Here is an 18,037-nt window from a genome sequence, read left to right as displayed (position 1 = left end):
CCGGGGTGCGGCCTCGGGCGGGCGGTACCAGGTCGGGCAGCTCGGGTGGCGGTCCTAGCGGGCACACCGGTCGCGGTGGGCGCGGAAGTTGGCCACGGGGTCGCCGGCCAGGTAGTCCCAGGGCGAGTCGGTGACGGCCCCGTCGAGCGCTTCGAACAGGGTGTGCGCCGTCTCCCGCTCGTCGGCGAGCGAGAAGGCCATCGCGAAGGTGTTGTAGGCGCTCTGCCAGCCGCGCGGACGCGGGTACGCCGGGTGCAGGACGGACCGCCGGGCCGCCTCGTGCAGTTCGGCCCGGACGGCCGGGCTGGTGAGGTAGGCGTGGTCCTCGCCGTCCGCGAGGTCCAGCCAGCGCTCCAGGTGCGCGAGGGCGACCAGCTCGCCGAGCGGGCTGCCCTCGGGTGCGGCGAGCATCGAGGCGCGGGCGAACTCGTGCATCTGGTCGTGCGAGCCGCCCCACTTGGCGCACAGCTGCTGGAGCCGCTGCTTGTGCGAGGCCAGGTGCTCGGGGTGGCGGCGCAGCGCGGCCTCGAACCGGTACCGGGCGACGTCCCGGCCGAGCGAGGCGCCGCGGGCGCTGATCTGCAGGAAGTACCAGGGGGCGAGCCAGCTCGGCTCGCGCTCGGCCACCTCGAACAGCTGCTCCTCGGCGGTCTCCAGCCGCTGGTGGAACAGCTTCCACTGCTCCTCCGTCACATGGGCGGCCCGGGCCCGGGTGCGGGCCTCCCACGCCCAGGAGACGTGCCGGGCTCCGGAGAGCAGCAGCGGCAGCGCGTCGCCGGGCTCGGCGGCGACGGCCCTGTCCGTCCACGCCTCGACGCCGCCGACCTCGGACAGCGCGATCAGGATCCGGGTCAGCTCGGTGGCGTCCTCGACGGCGGCCAGCGCCGGGCCCAGCGCGACCCAGTCCCCCGCGGCCGCCTGGGCCAGCATCAGCCGCAGCTCCTCGTCACCGAGGGCCTGGTCCAGCACCGGCTCGACGGTGCCGCGGGCGGTGGTACCGGAGGCGGTCCGTCTGCCGAATCCGAGCCCCCACCGGCCGGACCGACCCTCCGGAGCGTCCTCGTCGGAGCGGCGTCGGAAAAGCGGCATGGTGTGGCCCCCTCGAACATCATTGGCATCTTTCGCATGGCCGCACGCCGGCCACCCCAGACGCAGTACATATCACGCGCCGCCGACCCGCCGCCCGGCAGCCCCGGCCCTCCCGACCGGTGCTCCGGCCCAGGTCACCGCCGATGGGCATACCGCCGGGTGGTATCGCGGAAGGGGCTGGGGTGTGGCGGGGAGGAGGCCGGGGCGTGACGGGGGAAAGCGGGTGGCCCGGGGGGACGCAGGTGGCCCGGTGCGCGAACCGTGCGGGGAGGCAAGCCGGTCGGCCGCGTGACCACGGTAGTGAAGGCCACCCGCCCACGCGTTACGGTGACATGTTGCTGCCAGGCAGATTTGTGACGGCGGCGGGCGCGACCGGCCGGGCCGGCGATCCGTCACTCTGTGGAGCATGTACGCGATTCGCATCCATCTGGACACTCCGGATGGGCGGCCGCGGCCCGGCGGTCCGGTGGCGGCGCCGGCCGTGCGGGACGGGCTGGAGCGCGGGCTCCGGGGGCCGGCCCGACTCGACCACGCCCGGATCCGGGTGACGGCGGACTCGGTGGACGCGGTGGTGTTCGTGACGGCCGGCTGCCTGCTGGAGGCCGAGGCCGCACTGCGCGCCTCATGCGTCGAACTGGCCGAGGCGGGTGGGACGTTGGAGGGATGGCGGCTTCGACACTGCGAGGCCGACTCCTGGTTGGCGCTGGGCCTGCCCGAGTTGCCCACCTGTCGCTGAGGCCGAAACCCCAACCTCCCCGCAGGTGAACGCAGTTGCGGCGGGCGCGGCGAGGGCTCCGACCGACGGGCGTACCGGGCGCGGCCTGGGTGCGGCCGGGGTGGCCTCAAGGCGTCACGGCACTCCGGCGCCGGCTCCGGATGCCGACACGGACACCCGCCGACGGCGAGCCGAGCGAGCCGAAGCCCCGGACCACTGGCGCTCGTACGGTGGCCCGGGGCTCGACGCGCTCTGCCCGAAGCGTCGTCACACCACGGTCGGGGTGCGCAGCGACGCGAGGGTCTCGGAGTACAGCATCTCCTTGATCTGGCCGCGCGCCGGACGGGTCTTGCCGGCCAGCGCCCGGGCCCGCTCGACGGCGGCGGCCAGCAGCCCGGCCTCGTCGGCGACCTCCTCGACGATCCCGGCCGCGAGCGCCTCGGCGCCGCCGTAGCGGCGGCCGGTGGTCATCGCCTCGTGCGCGACCTGCGGAGCGAGCCGCGCCCGGATCAGGTCCGACATGCCCCGCTGGAAGGACAGGTCGAGATCCACCTCGGGCAGACAGAAGTAGCCGCGGTCCACCCGCATCACCCGGCTGTCGTGGGCCAGCGCCCACATCGCCCCGGCGGCGAAGGTGTGCCCGTTCAGAGCGGCGACGGTGACGACCGGCGAGGCCAGCGTGCGGGCGAGCAGCGCGTGCACCCGGTCGAGGTAGGCGGCGAACCGGTCGCCGTTGTTCAGCAGCCAGTCGAGGTCCAGTCCGTTCGACCAGAACTTGCCGCTGCCCGCCGTGACCAGCGCCCTCGGGCCCGACGCGGCCTCCACCTCGTCGAACGCGGCCTCCAGCACCGTGAGCCGGTCGGGGTGGAACCGGTTCTCGTCGTCGGCGTCGAGATGCAGGACGAAGACCTCGCCGTCCCGCTCCAGCTTCGGCATGCGTCACTCCTGTCGCGTGATGGTGGCGTCCGTGCCCCACGGCACGGACGGTGAAGCGCCGGGGACGGCGGGGGGTGGACGACGGGCGGCGGCAACAGGTGACAGGCTTCAGATAACAGATAACAGATTTCGAAATCTGTTATCTGAAACCTGTCACTTGCCATCCGTCGGCCATTGCCCGCCCAGCACCCCGCAGCCCCGAACCCCGGTGTCAGCCCGCCGACCCGGTCAGGGTCAGCCCCTCCAGCCGCCCCTGCTCGTACGCGGCCACGATGGCGCGCCGCTGGAGCTTGCCGCTGCTGGTGCGCGGCAGCTGTCCGGGCTTGAGGTAGTGCACGTCCTCGGCCCGCACGGTGACGCCGATCGCGCCCGCCAGATACTCGACGATCCGCGCCCGGCTGCCCGGTATGTCCTCGCGGGCCTCGCGGTCCACCTCGGCCAGGACGACGATGCCGGTGCCGATCTGGGCGACGGCCGTCCGGCCCTCGCGGACGAACGGCAGCCGCTCCAGGGCCTGTTCGAAGTCGGCGGCGAACAGGCTGCGGCCGCCGACTTTGATCCGGTCGCTGATCCGGCCGGTGATGAACAGCTCCCCGCCGTCGAGGAAGCCGATGTCACCGGTGGCGTAGTAGCCGTCCGCGCCCCGGATCGGGTGCGACCGGTCGAAGTAGGCCTCGGCCAGGCTGCCACCGGCCAGTTCGATCTCGCCGAGCTCGCACTCCCCGCAGAGCCGCCCGTCCTCGCCCCGCAGCCGGACGGCGAACTCCGCCATCGGCGGGCCCACCGAGATCGCCGGCACACCGGACGGCGAGTCCACCACCCGGATCTCGCCGCCCACCGGCCTGCTCGCCACCAGCAGCACCGCCTCGGCCATGCCGTAGCAGGGCATGAAGACGTCCCGCCGCAGGCCCGCCGGTGCCATCAGGTCCAGGAAGGCCTCCAGGTTCGGCAGGTTGATGGGCTCGCTGCCCAGGTAGACCGACCGGATCCCGGAGACGTCGATCGCGGCGATCTCCTCCTCGTCCAGGCCCTCCATCAGCTTCAGCGAGTAGTCCACGGCGAAGTTCGGGATCACCGTGCCGATGGCCCGCTCCCGCCCCAGGTGCTCCCACCAGCCGCGGGCGTCGAACAGGAAGGTCACCGGCTCGGCGAGCAGCAGGTCGCAGCCGGCCGCGAAGCAGGACAGCATGCCGCCGACCAGACCCATGTCGTGGTAGAGCGGCAACCAGCTGCTGACCCGCTCCTCGGGCCGGCGCCCGTCGGTACGGGTGATCATGGCGAGGTTGGCGCGCAGCCGCCCCTGGGTGACCGGGACGCCCTTGGGGAAGGACGTCGACCCGGAGGAGAACTGCACGAACGCCGGCTCGTCCGCCCCCGGCGTCCGCAGTCGGGCACCGGCCTTGCGGATCCCGGCCGGTGGCAGCGGCAGCGGCAGCACGTCCGCCGGCGGGTCGACGGCGGCCAGGGTCGGCACGGCCAGGATCCGGGCCGCGCCGAAGTCCGCCGCGATCCGGGCCAGGAACTCCTGATAGCCGTCCCTGGGCGTGTTCAGCACGAACGGCTTGACCGAGAGCGGGACGGCACCGAGCTCCATCAGCCCCAGGAACGCGAGGATCACCGGCAGGGAGGTCTCGTACGGGAAGACCACCCGGGTGCCGGGCTCGATCCCCTGCTCACGGAAGAAGTCCGCGTAGGCGGCGACCTGTTCGGGGAAGTCCCGGTAGGCCGTGAACTCCGGCAGGTCGTCGAACTTGTCGTACAGATAGAGCCCCCGCTCGGGCGGGCACTCCTGGTTGCGCTGGATGTACTCGAGCACCTGACCCCTCCCACTCCTCCGTCAGTGCGCACATCGCGCCTGCACCGCACAGCTGTTGATGATCCATCAGGATTTGGCGGAAGCGGCGATGAAGTCCTGCAGGGACACCAGGCACCGCTTCCCGGCGTCCAGGAAGGCCACCGTCACCAGCGCGTCCACCGCCGGGTCGCCGGAGCCGCCGGCCTCGGGCAGGTGGATCCGCTGGCGGAACCGGGCGCGGAAGGTGAGGCCGTCCTCGTCCCATTCCTCCACCGAGGGCGACTCCAGGGCGGTCCGGACCTCGACCCGGCCGCGCGGGATCTCCGCCCGGTAGTCGATCTCGGTACGGGCGACCACCGCGATCACTCGGTCGCCGTGGACGAGACCCTGTCCGCCGAGCCAGTCCCACCGCCCGGCCTCCAGGTACTCGAGGGCGACCGCGTTGTTGACGTGCCCCAGCGCGTCGAGGTCGTTGGGGCGCACCGGGAGCATGAGGCGTGTTTCGCCGAAGAACACGTCGGACCGTCCGTTTTGCTCGTGCCGAAAGAATCCTGGCCGGCCGGATACCCCGCCGGCGCCCCGCGGGCGGGGCCGCGACAACCGGGACCGCGACAACCGGGGCCGCGGCCACGTCAGTTGTCGAGGAGGTCCATCCAGGTGTCCTCGACCTCCTCGCGGGAGTGGACCTCGATTCCGGTGATCTTCTTCAGGGCGCCGCAGACCAGCTGCTCCTTCTTCTCCAGCGCCTCGGGCCGGTAGCCGGTGTCGGCCGTGTCGAGGTGGTCCCACCAGTTGACGTGGGTGCCCCGGTCCTCCTTCTGGTCCCGGGCGCTGCCCTGGAGTTCGCCGTCCTCGCGGAGGAAGAGGTGGGCCACCGCGAAGGCGTCCTTGGCGGGGTACTCGCCGCTGTCCACCAACGCCTTCGCGAACGACACGAAGTAGTTGCGGTGCTGGATCTCGTCGGCGGCGACCTGCTTGAAGATGCGGCGCAGGCCCTCGTCCTGGATCACGTGCTGGCACTGGCCGTAGTTGACCGCGGCGGTGATCTCGGAGATCGCGAGCAGCACCAGGGTGCGCAGCATGTCGTCGTCCGGGAACACCTTGCGGAACGCCAGGAAGGTCTCGTCGTCGATCGGTTCCATCCCGCTGACGTCGGCCAGCCGGTTGAAGACCGTCTCGTGGTGGGCCTCCTCCTCGTTCCAGTACCGGCTCCAGGTGCCGCAGGCCTCCATGACCGCCGCGAGCGCCGGGTTGGTCCTCTCCCAGCGGCGCACCTCGGCCTCGGCCTGGCGCTCCAGCCGGTCCGCGCCGGGCTTGGTGGTGAGTTCGGCCCGGCCGGCGTTCCAGACCAGGTTGCGGTCGAGCGGGGCGAGGCTGTCCAGGTCGACGGCGGACAGCAGCTCGACGACGCTCCACCGGCGGGACTCGTGCAGCCGCTGCTGCTCCCAGACCACGTCGACCAGGGACATCCTGCGGACGGTCAGCGCGTCCCAGAGGTCGGTGATGATGGCCGGCGACACGCTGGAGACGATCGGCTTTCGGATGACCGGAACGGCGGTGTCCGCCTCGCTGATGCTCACGCGGCCTCCTCCTTGGCCTTCTGCTTCTCGAACTCCGCCAGGAAGACCTGCAGCACCGTGGTGGTCGGGGTGTCGAGGGGCAGGGAAGGCAGCCGCACCCGCACGCCGTAGTCCTTGCGGAGGCCGTTGGCCGTCCGGGCGAACGCCTCCATGAGGTCGATGCTGTTGGTCATCTTCGGGCTGCGGCCGATCACCGCGGCCAGCGTCACGTCGTCGGCGAAAACCTCGTCGTCCGCGAGGCCGGCGTGCTCGCCGAATTTCTGCCGGATGTAGGACTCAACTTCGGGCGTCACCATGGCTCAGAACCATACTGGCTGGTAACCGGAACAGCCAAGTGATCCAAGTTACATAATAACTGACGGTTCATCAGTCAAAATATCCAGGCATGCCGGATCAACCCCTTTCTCCTACACAGGGGTTGGTGACCGCCCTCCTCCCGGCCGCTATGCGGGTGCCGGCCGGGCACCGCGGCGGACGGTCAGGGCGGTGAGCACCGCGACGGCGAGCGCGAAGCCGATCGCCAGATACCAGGTGGTGCGGGCCCCGCCCAGCACGTCGGCCGCGGAGGAGGTCACGATGGACACCGCGAGGGCCGTCCCGAGCACCGCGCCGAGCTGCCGGAAGGCCGCGTTGGCCGCGCTCGCGGTGGCCAGCCGGGCGGGCTCGACCCCGGCCAGGGCCACCGCGCCGAGCACCGGCCAGACCAGGCCGGCCCCGAGGCCCATCACCGCCGCCCCGGGCAGCCAGTGGGTGAGGAAGTCGGGGCTCCGTCCGCCGCCCCAGAGCAGCAGCAGGGTGCCGGCGATGTAGATCAGGCAGCCGGCGACGACCACCGGGCGGTCCCCGAACCGGTCCGCGAACCGGGTCGCCGGCCGGGCGATCAGCGCCGTGGCGATCGGCGGCGGCGTGGTGGCCAGGCCCGCCGCGATCAGCGACCAGTGCCAATGCCCGGTCAGGAAGAGGATGTTGTTCAGGATGACGGCGTAGAAGGTGACCGAGAAGAGCATCGAGCCGATGTTGCCGCCGACGGCGCTGCGCGAGCGGAGCAGGTCGAGCGAGATCACCGGCGCCGGGTGGCGGGCGCTGCGGGCCACCGCCGCGACCGCCAACAGCGCGCCCACGGCCAGCGAGCCGAGGGTGCCCGCACTCGTCCACCCCCAGTCCGGGCCCTTGACCAGCCCCAGGGCGAGCAGGCCGAGCGCGGCGCCGAGCAGGGCCGCGCCCAGCACGTCCGGGGTCGGGCCACGGGGTTCACGCTGCTCGGTGAGACGCCGGGAAGCCCACACGGCGACGGTCCCGATCGGGAGGTTCACCAGGAAGACCGCCCGCCAGGACCAGTGTTCGGCGAGCAGTCCGCCGAGGCCGGGGCCGATCCCGGCGGCCAGCGCCGCCGCCGCGCCCCAGATGGTGATCGCGATCAGCCGCCGCGCCATCGGGAACATCGGCATCAGCAGGGCGAGTGAGGTCGGCACCAGGATCGCGGCACCCACCGCCTGCACCAGCCGGGCCGCGATCAGCACCGCCGCCGAGCCCGCGGCCCCGCAGACCACCGAGGCGAGGGTGAAGGCGGTCAGGCCGACGGCGAAGGCCCGCCGGCAGCCCAGCCGGTCGGCCGCCCGGCCGGCGGGCATCAGGAAGGCCGCGATCACCACGTTGTAGCCGTTGAGCACCCAGGAGAGGGTGGGCAGGTCGGAGCCGGAGAAGGTCTTGGCGATGTTCGGGAACGCCACGTTCACGATGGTGCTGTCCAGAAAGGCCACGAACGCCCCCAGGCAGCAGAGCAGCACCAGTCCGACGGGCGGCCTTCCGGGTGAACTCGCCACGATGTCAAGGCTCTTGTCGGAGCCGACGGGCAGGTCGGCCATGCATGCGTCCTTCCCTCGGCGGACGGGCGGACGGGCGCACACCGGTGGGCCCGATCACCATGCGCTTTGTTACCCGCCAGTGTCAATCCCCACCGTCCCGTCCAATGCCCATGCCTGATGGACCGTCGGCCTCATGCCGATACGGCTGCCGCACCACTGCTCGCACCGGTTCAGGCGCGAGGGACGGCGAGGCCGTCGGCAGGGGCGTTCGGCGTCCGGCACACGCCGGGGAAGGCCGGCTCAGGCCGCGCCGAGGGCGGCGTCCGGGGTCCGGCCCGCCTGGGCCTGCTCGATGCGCTGGACGAACAGCACGGCGAGGCGCTGCGTCACCTGGGGATCGACGGGCTCGCCCTCGGTCGTCACGGTGGCGACCACCGTACCGGCCCGCAGCACGATTCCGACGCCCTCGCGACCGGCCAACTGACCCCGGAACGAACGGCTTTCGCTGCCGAGGGCGGCCAGGTCGATCGGCTTGTACTGCTCGCCGCCGAAGCCCGCGTACGCCTCCTTGAGCTTGTCCTTGGCGGCGGCCTTGCTCGGCAGGGTGTCGACGGCGAAGCGCACCGTCACGTCGCCGGAGGAGAACCGGGCCGTCCCGCTGAGCGGCTTGCCGCCGCACGGTTCGGCGCCGGTGCAGGTCAGGGTGTGGTCCGCGGTGTCCACCCGGCGCTTCTCCTCCTCCCAGCCGGTCATCGCCTTCTGATCGGGCAGCAGTTGCAGGACGAGCTTGTCGTCGAGCAGCGGCGTGTCCAGGTCGGCCCCGGCGGCCGGCTGGGCACCACCGCCCGTACCGGCACCGCCCGTACCGGCACCGCCCGTACCGGCGCCACCCGTTCCGGCGGCCGGCGCGCTCGCCCCGGGCGCGGGCGTCCCGCCGTCGGCCGCTCCGGCGGTGGTCCCGCCCGCAGCGGCCGAGGGCGAAGCCGCCGCCCCGGCCCCGCCGTTCGTACCGGCGGACGCGCTCGTGGCGGACGCACCGCCCGCCGCCGCCTTCGCCGTGTCCTGGGACGAACCGGACCCTCCGGACCCGCAGGCGGTCAGGACACCCAGCAGAACCCCCGCCGCCGCCACCGCGGCCACCCTCCGACTGATCGTCCCCATCGCCCGCTCCCTCTCGTGTCAGTGGACCATCAAGATAGCCAGCCCACCCCGGCCGGCGGACGGGAACCCCTCCCCGGCGAGAACACCCCCGGAGCTCAGCCCCGATCCGGGCCGGTCGGGTTCAGGCGCCGCAGTCGGCGCAGAGGTGCTCCTCGCTCAGCATCACCACCGGCTGGATCGCCGAGCAGCCCCGGCACGAACCCAGGCACGGACGGCAGTACGGTCGCCCCTGCCAGCGCAGCGCCGGCACGACGGTCTCCTGGCAGCCGGCGCACCGCATCGTCACCGGGACACGGCGCCCGTGCTCGTCCCGCTCCGCCCGGGCCCGCTCCTCCGCCGCGTGCAGCGACCGGTGCCCGCTGCGCAGCTGCGCCCGCACGGACGCGGCGGCACGCCGGTACGTCTCCGGTCCCGCCTGCCGGCCGTGGGAGAGGTTGTCCGCCACGTCGACCACCGTCGCGTTGGGCAGGCACTCCGGGCAGCTCCCCGAGTCGTCGAGCAGCCAGCCGTCCTCGCACGCCCCGCGCGGGCACTGCGGCGGCAGAACCAGCTCCAGGGCGATGTCGTCGGCCCGCGACAGCAGGGCCTCGCCGGTCAGGTGCGAGTAGCGCAGGAACCAGCGCCGCTCGACACGGTCACGCAGCCGCTGCGGCGCGACACCGCCCTCGATCTGACGGCCGATCTCCCCTCGCACGGCGTGCGGGATACCGCCGCGCTTCTCCAGCGCGACCATCAGCGGTCTCGGAATCGCCGCGCCCACCCAGGTGGCGGGGTGCTGGCCGTGCTCCATGAACGGGGTACTCACCCGACGAATCCTTCCGCACCGGGCCGGGGCGTGTCACCCCACCGCCCGCGCCGCCCTGCCGCCCCCGGCCAGCAGGGGCGGCAGGGCGGCGGGACGACGGGGCCGACGACGACGTCAGCCCCGCGCTCCGGTCAGAACCGGACGTCGGTGCAGGAGTAGAAGGAGTTGTCCGTGTCGGCTATCTCCCAGACCGCCACCACCACCTGGTGTCCGGTGCGGCCGCTGGGAACGGTCGCGGTGTGGGTGGTCGTGGCGGCGGGCTGTCGGCCGTTGTAGGCGACGGTCAGGAACGGGGTCAGGTCCAGACCGGCCCGCGTGATCTTCTGGGTGGCGTCGTAGCCGGGCTTGGTGAGGTAGTACTTGAACGTGGTGGTGGCGTGCCTGGCCTCGATGTTCCAGGTGAAGGTGAGCTGCTGACCCGCCGTCACCTGGGTGGTCGGCCAGTTGCCGTTGCGCGGGGCGTCCAGCGGGGCCCATCGCGCGTCTCCGCCGGCGCAGATGGTGCCGTCGGCCGGGCCCCGGCCGGGGAAGCCCTTCGGCCCCTCGACGCTCTGCGGCTCCCACTGGATGTCGCCGCAGTTGGTGACGACGCCCGCGCCGCAGAGCGCGGACCGGCTGGGCGGCAGGTTGATGAAGCCGTGCGACTGCGCCGGCAGGGCCAGCGTGAGCGGTATCGCGATCGCGGCGACGGCCGCGCCGGCGAGATGACGTTTGCGCATGATGCTCCTCCGTGGGGGTGGATGGAGAGTGCGCCGGACACAGACGCGCGCGCGTGGGGGTGCGGCGGCCTCCGGAGATCGTTGGCATGCCTGCGCCAGGTCGGTGCCCACACCGTAGAATCCGCCACCCGGGCCGTCAATGGTCTGAACCATTTCCGGCTCTGCTCCCGGCCCGCTTCGCACGACGTCGCCCCGCCGAACAGCTGCCCGGCGGGGCGACGTGATCAGGACTCCGTATTCACCGACAGCGCCCGCTGCACGGGGCCGGGGCCATCGGTCGTGGACTCGGGCTCGGACTCGAACTCCGGCTCGGACTCGGGCTCGGGCTCGGTCAGTCGCTCCCGCCGGACTGCCCGACCGGCGCCACGACAGGGGTGACGAGCATCCGCCCGGCCAGGGCCGCGCCGGCGGTGCCGGCCGTCAGGGTGGCGTCGTAGAACGGGCGCAGGTTGCGCTCGTGCCACAGGGCCTGTGCGGTGGCCCAGGCGGCGTCATTGGCCCGGACCATGCCGAAGCTGCCGACGATGTGCTTCAGCGGTTCGGCGGCCCGGGTGGCGACCTTCCCGATCTCGGCCTCGAAGGAGGCCCGGACCTCGGCCTCGGCCTGGGCGAGCAGGTCGTTGACCGTCAGATAGTCGGCGTGGACGGGCGGGGTCTCGGGCGTGGTGCGGCATTCGATGCAGGTGGTGACGAGCGCCAGCGGGAGGTCGTGGCTGATGTGGGCGTTCATCCCGGCGAAGGCGAACTGGATCGGCCAGACGGTCCGGTCGGCGCGGGCGTCGTACAGCGGCTGCCAGGCCTCGTTCGGCTGCCGGCCGGCCTCGGCGGCGTCCACGGTGTCGAAGTAGAGGTTGGCGAAGATCACGTCCAGGCGCTCGACGAACGTCTGGTCCTGGAAGGTGCCCGCCCGCAGGTTCCGGCCGACGAGTTCGGTCACCCGCAGGTACATACGGTTGAAGCAGGCCACGCCGTCCCGCGGGTCCAGCCTGGCCTCGATCGCCCGCATCCGCTCGATGACCTCCTCGACGCTCCGCGCGGCCCGGATCTGCGAGTGGGTCATACCTGTTCCTTCCGTGGTGACGGGCGAGCGGCGTTCGGCTCGCCTGCCACGTATACACACCGCCCGCCACCACGAAAGGCCGCGCTGCGCGGACACCGCCCGGCATCACCCGAACCGCCCCACCACGCCGCGCCCGGGACCGCCCCGCCGCCCGGCTCAGGACGGCACGGCGCCCGGCGGGAACGGCTCGACGCCCACCACCCGGCGGATCCGCGACGGCTCGACCAGGACGACGACCCGCCGCTCGCCGGGCACGATCCACTCGTAGTGGTCGGCCCCGAGGTAGACCCCGGCGAGGTGGTCCATGTTCCGGTCCGCCTCCGGCCCTTCGACGAAGCGGACCACCCGGCCCCGGATCTGCACCCGGTCGTAGGGGTCGGCCGCGTCCGCGTGGGAGAGACAGACCCGCGGATCGCGGCGCAGGTTGCGCTCCTTGACACGGCCCACCGAGGTGTTGAACAGCACCAGGTCCCCTTCGGTCCCCACCCACATCGGGCTCACGTGCGGTGAGCCGTCGGCGTTGACCGTGGCGACGTACCAGATGTGGCCCGCTTCGAGCCGTGCGCGCACGTCCTTCGAGATTTCGACCATGCGCCCAGCCTGCCCGACGCCGGCCCACACCATGCGGAGCCGGGGCCCGCGTCGGAGCCGGGGCACGCCGTGGAAAGCCACCGCGACGGCCGCACGACGGCGCGGGGCCGGGCCCCGAAGGACCCGGCCCCGCGAGACCGCCTCCGCCCGGACGTGGCCTCCGTTCAGGCGCCGGCCTCCGCCATCCGCCGGCGCAGGCTGAGCGGACGCATGTCCGTCCAGATCCGGCCGATGTGGTCGAGGCACTCCTCCCGGGTGCCGGTGGTGCCCTCGGGGTGCCAGCCGCTGGGCAGTTCGCGGTCCGTCTTCCAGATGGAGAACTGGTCCTCGTCGTTGCGCACGACCAGGTAGCCGGTCCCGTCGGTGTCGGTGTCGCTCATCGTTGTGTGTCCTCCTGTACTCGCTCGTCTGCGAGCCCAGCGTGCCCTGGGCCGGCCGGGCGGGCCCAGGGGCAAACACGCGGCGGGAGCGGCGCGCGTCGCTGCCGGTTCTTCTCTGGTGGGTGCGGTGCCCGGCCCGGCAGTGTGCTGCCAGAGGGCGCGTCTCACGGATCGGACGGGCCCGGGCCGATCCGTAGCAGGCGCCCAAACCCGCCGAACCCCCTGGAAGGAGTTCCGCCATGTCGGACGTCCCGGAGAAGGAGCACGTCCCGGTGAACGTGCAGTTGCCCGCCGGGGGGTGGCGGCTGTGGGAGCACTTCGCGCTGCGCGGCCCCGGCTTCCCGGCCGAGGGGGTGCTGCGCCTGGCGCCGGCCGGACTCGGCCTGGCCGCCGACAAGTTCGGCCCGCAGGACGCCCTGGCGGGCCCGGAGTGGCAGGCCTTCGGCGCGGCCTTCGACACCGCCGCCGTGCACACCGCCGAGCTGCTCCAGGAGATCGCCGCCCTGCCGCGCTTCCGGGCGGCGGTGGCCTGGCAGAACCCGGCCGTGCTCCGTACCGGCATCGCGCCGTTCCTGAACTGGACGCCCACCGCCGCGGGCCGCACCAGCATGCCCCGCCAGCGCGAGGAACTCGTCGCCCACTACTGGCAGCGGTTCTGCGTCAAGAACGACACCATCGGCTTCTTCGGCCCGGTCGGCTGGGGCCGCTGGGACCTCGCGAGCCGCGGCGTCACCGTCGATCCCGGCACCGGCTTCCTCGCCGACTCCCGGGTGTACTTCGCGAGTTGGGCGATCGACGCGCTGGCCAAGGCGCTCGCCGAGGACGAGGCGCTGCTGACCTGGATCCCGCCCTACCGGGTGTCGTTCGTCCGGGTGGTGGACGGCGCCGTCCGGCTGCCGGGCCGGCCGCCGCAGGAGATCACCGAGGCGGCCCGGGCCGTGCTGGAACTGTGCGACGGCACCCGGACGGTGGCCGCGATCGCCGGGGCGGTCGGGACCGGGGTGGCGGAGGCCACCGAGACCGTCCGGTGGCTGGCCGGGAAGCGGTGGGTGCACTGGCGCCTCGACGTACCGGCCGACACCTTCCCGGAGCGCGCGCTGCGGGCCGTCCTGGAGCGCGTCGGCGACCGGGAGCCGCGCGAGCGCGCGCTGGCGAAGCTGGCCGTGCTGGAGCGCGGGCGCGACGCGGTGCAGACCGCCGGGACGGACGCGGACGCCCTCACCGGGGCGATCGCCGCACTGGAGGCGGACTTCGCCGCGCTGACCGCGACCGACGCCCAGCGGGCCAAGGGCGAGCGGACGGCGCCGTGCCGCGGGCTGGTCTACTCCGACGCCCGACGCGCGGCGACGGCCACCCTCGGCACCGCCGTCCTCGGGGAACTGGCGCCGCTGGAGCTCTGCCTGACCGCGGCGCGCTGGATGACCAACCGGTTCGCCGAGGCCGTCGGCGCCCGGATCCGCGCGGTGTACGAGCGGCTGCGCGCGGCCGGCGGGCCGGTGGACCTCGGCTCGATGTGGCTGGAGTGCCTGCCCTCCCCGCACCCGGAGGCGGCGGCGGACATCGCCGCCGTCCAGGCCGAGCTGCGCGCCAAGTGGGCCCGGATCCTGGCGGTGCCCGAGGGCGCGCGCACGGTCCGGTTCGCCGCGGCGGACCTCGCCGACCGGGTGGCGGCGGAGTTCGGCGAGCCCGGCGCCGGCTGGTCGCTGGCCCGCTACTTCAGCCCGGACGTGCTGGTGCTGGCCGAGGACCAGGAGGCGGTGGCGCGCGGCGAGTTCGAGCTGGTGCTGGGCGAGATGCACTGCGCGCTGAACACCATGGGCGCCTCGCTCTTCGTCCACCAGCACCCCGACCGGGCCGAGCTGGTCGCCGAGACCACCCGGGACTTCCCCGGGCCGCGGCTGCTGCCGATGCTGGCCAAGGAGCTGCCGCTGAAGTGGTCGGCGCGCAGCCGGCCCTCGCTGGACCGGCCGCAGGACTACTACGTCGCCCTGGTCGACCAGACCGGCGACCCGCACCGGCCGCGTACCGTGCTGAGCGGCGACGTCCTGGTCGAGGAGCGGGACGGGCGGCTGGTCGCGGTGCTGCCGGACGGCGCGGAGTTCCCGCTGCTGGACGCCTACGCCAACACGCTCACCCAGCGGGTGATGGACCGCTTCACCCTGCGGCCCGAGGGCGACCACACGCCCCGGATCACCATCGACAAGATGGTCGTGGCACGGGAGACCTGGACGTTCCCGGTGGCCGGCCTCGCCTTCGCCGAGGAGAAGACCGAGGCCGGGCGCTTCGTCCGGGCCCGGCACTGGCAGCGGGAGCACGACCTGCCCCGGTTCGTGTTCGTCGTCTCGCCGGCCGAACCCCGGCCGTTCTACGTCGACTTCGACAGCCCGGTCTATCTGACCATCCTCGCCAAGGCCGCCCGCCGGCTGGCCCGCAAGGACCCGTCGGCCCGGCTGAAGATCAGCGAGATGCTGCCGACGCCGGAGCAGGCCTGGCTGACCGACGACGAGGGCGACGGCTACACCTCCGAGCTGCGGTTCGTCGCCGTGGACCGGAGCGTCACCGAGGCCACCGGCACCGGCACCGACGCCGCCACCCCCGAGGGGGCGTGATGCGCACCTTCGTCGACGACCTCGCCGCGCACGCCGCCCGGCACCCGGGGCGGGTGGCGCTCAGCACCCCCGAGGGCGACCTCAGCTACGCCGGACTCGTCTCCCGGATCGACACCCTGGCAGCCGCCCTGCGCGCCCGCGGGGCCGGCCCCGAGGTGGTCTGCGCGGTCGCGGTCGAGCGCGGCGCCGACGCCGTGGCGGCCGTCGCCGCCGTGGTGCGGGCGGGGGCGGCGTTCCTCGCCCTGGACGTCGAGCAGCCGCCGGCCCGGCTGGCCGCACTGGTCCGCAGCGGGCAGGCCGATCTGCTGCTGACCACCTCCGGCCTGGCCGAACGCCTCGAACTGCCCGTCCCCGGGCGGCCGTTGCTGCTGGACCGGCTGGACCGGCTCTCCCCCGGGGCAGCCGCCCCCGGCGGGTTCCCCGCGCCCGGGCCCGACACCCTCGCCTACGTCAGCCACACCTCCGGGAGCACCGGCGAGCCCAGTGCCGTCCTGATCGAGCACCGCGGCCTGGACTCCTATCTGCGCTTCGTCGCCCGCGACTACGGCCTCGGCCCGGACACCACCGCCCTCCAGGTCGCGCCGCTCGGCTACGACGCGTCCGTCCGGGACACCTTCGCCCCGCTGCTGGCCGGCGGCCGGCTGGTGATCGTCCCCAGGGCGCGGCTGCTGCGGCCCGAGCCGTTCGGCGAGGCCGTCCGCGCCCACGGCGTGAACACGCTGCTGAGCGTCACGCCCTCCTTCCTCGCCTTCCTGGCCGGGCAGCCGGAGCCGCGGCGGCTGCTCGCCGGGGTCCGCCTGGTGGTCTCCAGCGGCGAGTCGCTGCGGCCCTTCCTGACCGCCGGCGGCCGGTCGCTGGTCGACGGCGCCCTGGTCAACCAGTACGGCCCGACCGAGTGCACCATGACGTCCACCCGCTACGCCGTGCCGCCGGAGCCGGACACCACCGCCGACCTGGTGGGCACGCCCATCGACGGGGTGGTGGTACGGCTGCTCGACGACGCCCTGGCGCCGGTGCCCGAGGGGGCCGTCGGCGAGGTGTGCATCGGCGGGACGGGGGTGGCGCGCGGCTACCGGGGGCAGCCCGCCAGGACGGCCGAGCGCTTCGTCCCGGACCCGCTGGGCCCGCCCGGCAGCCGGCTGTACCGCACCGGGGACCTCGCCACGGCGGGGCCGGACGGCCTGCGCTACCTGGGCCGCGGCGACCGCCAGGTGAAGATCCGCGGCTACCGGGTGGACCCGGCCGAGGTCGAGGGCGCGCTGCTGACCCACCCCGGGGTGGCGGGGGCGGTGGTCACCGCGCCCAGCGACGAGCAGGGCCGGGTGTACCTGGTCGCCCATGTCACCGGCGAACTGGCGGAGACCACCGACGCCGCGCTCCGCGCCCACCTGGGCCGCACCCTGCCGCCGCATCTGATGCCGCGCCGCTTCGTCCGGCTGGCCGAACTGCCCACCACCCGCGGCGGCAAGGCCGACCGCCGCGCCCTCACCCCCGTGGGAGGCACCGCATGACCACCGCCACCGGTCTCGGCCCGGCCGACGTCGGGGCCGCCGCCGAACGGATCGCCGGGCACGTCCTGCGCACCCCGCTGCTGCCGGCGCCGCCGGTGCTGCCCGGGCTGCTGCTCAAGGCCGAACACCTGCAGTACGGCGGCTCGTTCAAGCTGCGCGGCGCGGCCAACGCCGTCCTCGCGCTGGGGGCCCGGCGCATCGTCACCGGCTCCTCCGGCAACCACGGCATCGCGCTGGCCGGGCTCGCCGCCGGGCTCGGAATCCGGCTGACCGTCGTCATGGCGGCCGGTGCCAACCCGGCCAAGGCGGCCCTGATCCAGGCCCTCGGCGCACACACCCTCGCGGTGGCCGGCGGTGTGGCCGAGCGGGAGGAGCGGGCCCGGTCGCTGGCCCGGGAGACCGGCGCGGTGTTCGTGCCCTCCTCCGACGACGCGCTGGTGGTGGCCGGCCAGGGCACGGTGGGCGGCGAGATCCTGACGCAGGCGCCCGACCTGGACACCGTCTACGTCCCCACCGGCGGCGGCGGGCTGCTGGCCGGCGTCTGTCTGGCCGCCCAGGGCCACCCGGTGCGGGTGGTGGGCGTCGAGCCCGCCGCCGCCGCGCGCTACGCCCGTTCGCTGGCCGCGGGCCGCCCGGTGCGGCTGCCGCCGAGCAGCACCGTCGCCGACGGGCTGCGCGGGCAGCAGCCCGGCGCGGTGACCTACCCGATCATCCGGGACCGGGTCGACGACCTGGTCGCGGTGGACGACACCGACATCCTCGCCGCGGCCGCCCTGCTGGGCCGGTACGGGATCGAGGCCGAGCCCAGCGGCGCCGTCGCGCTGGCCGGGGTGCTGGTCGCGGGCCACCGGGGCCGCGCCGTCGCCATCGTCTCCGGCGGCAACACCGCCGCGGCCCTGAGCGCCGCGGCGGCCCGCTCCCACCCCGGCGCGCACCGCGATCCGCCTACCGGTTCCCACCCGGATTCCCATCACGTCACCCCCCTCGATTCCCGCCTGAAGGAGATCTCATGAGCACCGCCACCACCCCGGCCGGCACCGCCGTCAGCACCGAGGACCTGCTGGTCGCCGTCTACCGGGAGACCCTGGGCGCGGCCCGCCTCGACCGGGACAGCGACTTCTACGAGGCCGGCGGCGACTCGCTGAGCGCCTTCCAGATCACCGGCCGGCTGCGCGAGGCGCTGGGCGTGGAGGTCCCGGTCGCCCTGGTCTTCGCCTACCCCTCGCCCGCCGACCTCGCCGCCGTCGTCGACGCCGACTTCGCCCAGTCCTGAGGAGCCCG

The 18,037-nt window shown here is 73.9% G+C and carries 18 protein-coding genes; 5 read left to right on the top strand and 13 right to left on the bottom strand.

All coding sequences use genetic code 11. The annotated features are described in order from the left end of the window. Nucleotides 1-54: 54 nt before the first annotated feature. Nucleotides 55-1,089, bottom strand: coding sequence for a hypothetical protein (locus AB0P06_RS01865; protein ID WP_363604291.1), 1,035 nt, complete (start codon nt 1,087-1,089; stop codon nt 55-57). 406 nt (nt 1,090-1,495) lie between these two features. Between AB0P06_RS01865 and AB0P06_RS01860 the strand changes: the two genes are divergently transcribed. Beyond that, entirely contained in the window at nt 1,496-1,825 is a 330-nt protein-coding gene (locus tag AB0P06_RS01860) for a hypothetical protein (protein ID WP_363604289.1), read from the top strand. A 246-nt stretch (nt 1,826-2,071) separates the two neighbouring features. Here AB0P06_RS01860 and AB0P06_RS01855 read toward each other — a convergent pair whose 3' ends face one another. The 12 genes from AB0P06_RS01855 to AB0P06_RS01800 all read right to left on the bottom strand — a co-directional run bounded on the left by AB0P06_RS01855 (nt 2,072) and on the right by AB0P06_RS01800 (nt 12,636). Next, on the bottom strand, nt 2,072-2,740 hold the full coding sequence (locus AB0P06_RS01855) for an enoyl-CoA hydratase-related protein (RefSeq protein ID WP_363604287.1): 669 nt from the start codon (nt 2,738-2,740) through the stop codon (nt 2,072-2,074). A gap of 211 nt (nt 2,741-2,951) precedes the next feature. After that, complete coding sequence (locus AB0P06_RS01850) at nt 2,952-4,556, bottom strand: AMP-binding protein (RefSeq protein WP_363604286.1); 1,605 nt, start codon at nt 4,554-4,556, stop codon at nt 2,952-2,954. 66 nt (nt 4,557-4,622) lie between these two features. Then, nucleotides 4,623-5,027 (bottom strand): acyl-CoA thioesterase, encoded by a 405-nt coding sequence (locus tag AB0P06_RS01845; RefSeq protein ID WP_363604284.1) that lies wholly within the window; start codon nt 5,025-5,027, stop codon nt 4,623-4,625. A gap of 140 nt (nt 5,028-5,167) precedes the next feature. Next, nucleotides 5,168-6,115: an acyl-ACP desaturase gene (locus AB0P06_RS01840; protein ID WP_363604282.1), complete on the bottom strand. Its 948-nt coding sequence runs from the start codon at nt 6,113-6,115 to the stop codon at nt 5,168-5,170. Then, nucleotides 6,112-6,411 carry a hypothetical protein gene (locus tag AB0P06_RS01835; RefSeq protein ID WP_363604281.1) on the bottom strand — a complete coding sequence of 100 codons (300 nt, stop codon included), beginning with the start codon at nt 6,409-6,411 and terminating at the stop codon, nt 6,112-6,114. The genes AB0P06_RS01840 and AB0P06_RS01835 overlap by 4 nt, the downstream gene beginning before the upstream one ends. 147 nt (nt 6,412-6,558) lie before the next feature. After that, entirely contained in the window at nt 6,559-7,980 is a 1,422-nt protein-coding gene (locus AB0P06_RS01830) for an MFS transporter (RefSeq protein WP_363604279.1), read from the bottom strand. A gap of 240 nt (nt 7,981-8,220) precedes the next feature. Next, nucleotides 8,221-9,081 (bottom strand): hypothetical protein, encoded by an 861-nt coding sequence (locus AB0P06_RS01825; protein ID WP_363604277.1) that lies wholly within the window; start codon nt 9,079-9,081, stop codon nt 8,221-8,223. A 121-nt stretch (nt 9,082-9,202) separates the two neighbouring features. After that, the gene (locus AB0P06_RS01820; protein ID WP_363604276.1) at nt 9,203-9,886 is read right to left on the bottom strand and encodes a hypothetical protein; all 684 of its coding nucleotides are present in this window, start codon (nt 9,884-9,886) and stop codon (nt 9,203-9,205) included. A gap of 131 nt (nt 9,887-10,017) precedes the next feature. After that, on the bottom strand, nt 10,018-10,605 hold the full coding sequence (locus tag AB0P06_RS01815) for a lytic polysaccharide monooxygenase (protein WP_363604275.1): 588 nt from the start codon (nt 10,603-10,605) through the stop codon (nt 10,018-10,020). Between the two features lie 331 nt (nt 10,606-10,936). Further along, complete coding sequence (locus AB0P06_RS01810; protein ID WP_363604273.1) at nt 10,937-11,665, bottom strand: DUF5995 family protein; 729 nt, start codon at nt 11,663-11,665, stop codon at nt 10,937-10,939. A 156-nt stretch (nt 11,666-11,821) separates the two neighbouring features. Further along, nucleotides 11,822-12,256, bottom strand: a complete 435-nt coding sequence (locus AB0P06_RS01805; RefSeq protein ID WP_363604272.1) for a PPOX class F420-dependent oxidoreductase — start codon at nt 12,254-12,256, stop codon at nt 11,822-11,824. Between the two features lie 164 nt (nt 12,257-12,420). Then, nucleotides 12,421-12,636 (bottom strand): MbtH family NRPS accessory protein, encoded by a 216-nt coding sequence (locus AB0P06_RS01800; protein ID WP_363604271.1) that lies wholly within the window; start codon nt 12,634-12,636, stop codon nt 12,421-12,423. A gap of 239 nt (nt 12,637-12,875) precedes the next feature. Here AB0P06_RS01800 and AB0P06_RS01795 point away from each other — a divergent pair, with 239 nt between their 5' ends. The 4 genes from AB0P06_RS01795 to AB0P06_RS01780 are packed head-to-tail and all read left to right on the top strand — an operon-like array spanning nt 12,876 to nt 18,029. Then, nucleotides 12,876-15,245: a lantibiotic dehydratase gene (locus AB0P06_RS01795; RefSeq protein ID WP_363604269.1), complete on the top strand. Its 2,370-nt coding sequence runs from the start codon at nt 12,876-12,878 to the stop codon at nt 15,243-15,245. After that, nucleotides 15,245-16,756, top strand: a complete 1,512-nt coding sequence (locus tag AB0P06_RS01790) for an amino acid adenylation domain-containing protein (protein WP_363604268.1) — start codon at nt 15,245-15,247, stop codon at nt 16,754-16,756. Before AB0P06_RS01795 ends, AB0P06_RS01790 begins: the two co-directional genes overlap by 1 nt. After that, nucleotides 16,753-17,769, top strand: a complete 1,017-nt coding sequence (locus AB0P06_RS01785; protein WP_363604267.1) for a pyridoxal-phosphate dependent enzyme — start codon at nt 16,753-16,755, stop codon at nt 17,767-17,769. The genes AB0P06_RS01790 and AB0P06_RS01785 overlap by 4 nt, the downstream gene beginning before the upstream one ends. Next, nucleotides 17,766-18,029 (top strand): acyl carrier protein, encoded by a 264-nt coding sequence (locus AB0P06_RS01780; RefSeq protein WP_363604266.1) that lies wholly within the window; start codon nt 17,766-17,768, stop codon nt 18,027-18,029. Before AB0P06_RS01785 ends, AB0P06_RS01780 begins: the two co-directional genes overlap by 4 nt. Nucleotides 18,030-18,037 lie beyond the last annotated feature (8 nt).

The organism is Kitasatospora sp. NPDC088351 (genome assembly GCF_040685575.1).
Classification (GTDB): Bacteria; Actinomycetota; Actinomycetes; order Streptomycetales; family Streptomycetaceae; genus Kitasatospora.
This window is presented reverse-complemented; position numbering and strand designations above follow the sequence as displayed.

Coding starts and splice junctions, on each gene's coding strand:
- AB0P06_RS01790 (WP_363604268.1), top strand. CDS start 15,245: ATGCGCACCTTCGTCGACGACCTCGCCGCGCACGCCGCCCGGCACCCG.
- AB0P06_RS01810 (WP_363604273.1), bottom strand. CDS start 11,665: ATGACCCACTCGCAGATCCGGGCCGCGCGGAGCGTCGAGGAGGTCATC.
- AB0P06_RS01800 (WP_363604271.1), bottom strand. CDS start 12,636: ATGAGCGACACCGACACCGACGGGACCGGCTACCTGGTCGTGCGCAAC.
- AB0P06_RS01860 (WP_363604289.1), top strand. CDS start 1,496: ATGTACGCGATTCGCATCCATCTGGACACTCCGGATGGGCGGCCGCGG.
- AB0P06_RS01805 (WP_363604272.1), bottom strand. CDS start 12,256: ATGGTCGAAATCTCGAAGGACGTGCGCGCACGGCTCGAAGCGGGCCAC.
- AB0P06_RS01815 (WP_363604275.1), bottom strand. CDS start 10,605: ATGCGCAAACGTCATCTCGCCGGCGCGGCCGTCGCCGCGATCGCGATA.
- AB0P06_RS01825 (WP_363604277.1), bottom strand. CDS start 9,081: ATGGGGACGATCAGTCGGAGGGTGGCCGCGGTGGCGGCGGCGGGGGTT.
- AB0P06_RS01845 (WP_363604284.1), bottom strand. CDS start 5,027: ATGCTCCCGGTGCGCCCCAACGACCTCGACGCGCTGGGGCACGTCAAC.
- AB0P06_RS01835 (WP_363604281.1), bottom strand. CDS start 6,411: ATGGTGACGCCCGAAGTTGAGTCCTACATCCGGCAGAAATTCGGCGAG.
- AB0P06_RS01855 (WP_363604287.1), bottom strand. CDS start 2,740: ATGCCGAAGCTGGAGCGGGACGGCGAGGTCTTCGTCCTGCATCTCGAC.
- AB0P06_RS01795 (WP_363604269.1), top strand. CDS start 12,876: ATGTCGGACGTCCCGGAGAAGGAGCACGTCCCGGTGAACGTGCAGTTG.
- AB0P06_RS01830 (WP_363604279.1), bottom strand. CDS start 7,980: ATGGCCGACCTGCCCGTCGGCTCCGACAAGAGCCTTGACATCGTGGCG.
- AB0P06_RS01865 (WP_363604291.1), bottom strand. CDS start 1,089: ATGCCGCTTTTCCGACGCCGCTCCGACGAGGACGCTCCGGAGGGTCGG.
- AB0P06_RS01780 (WP_363604266.1), top strand. CDS start 17,766: ATGAGCACCGCCACCACCCCGGCCGGCACCGCCGTCAGCACCGAGGAC.
- AB0P06_RS01785 (WP_363604267.1), top strand. CDS start 16,753: ATGACCACCGCCACCGGTCTCGGCCCGGCCGACGTCGGGGCCGCCGCC.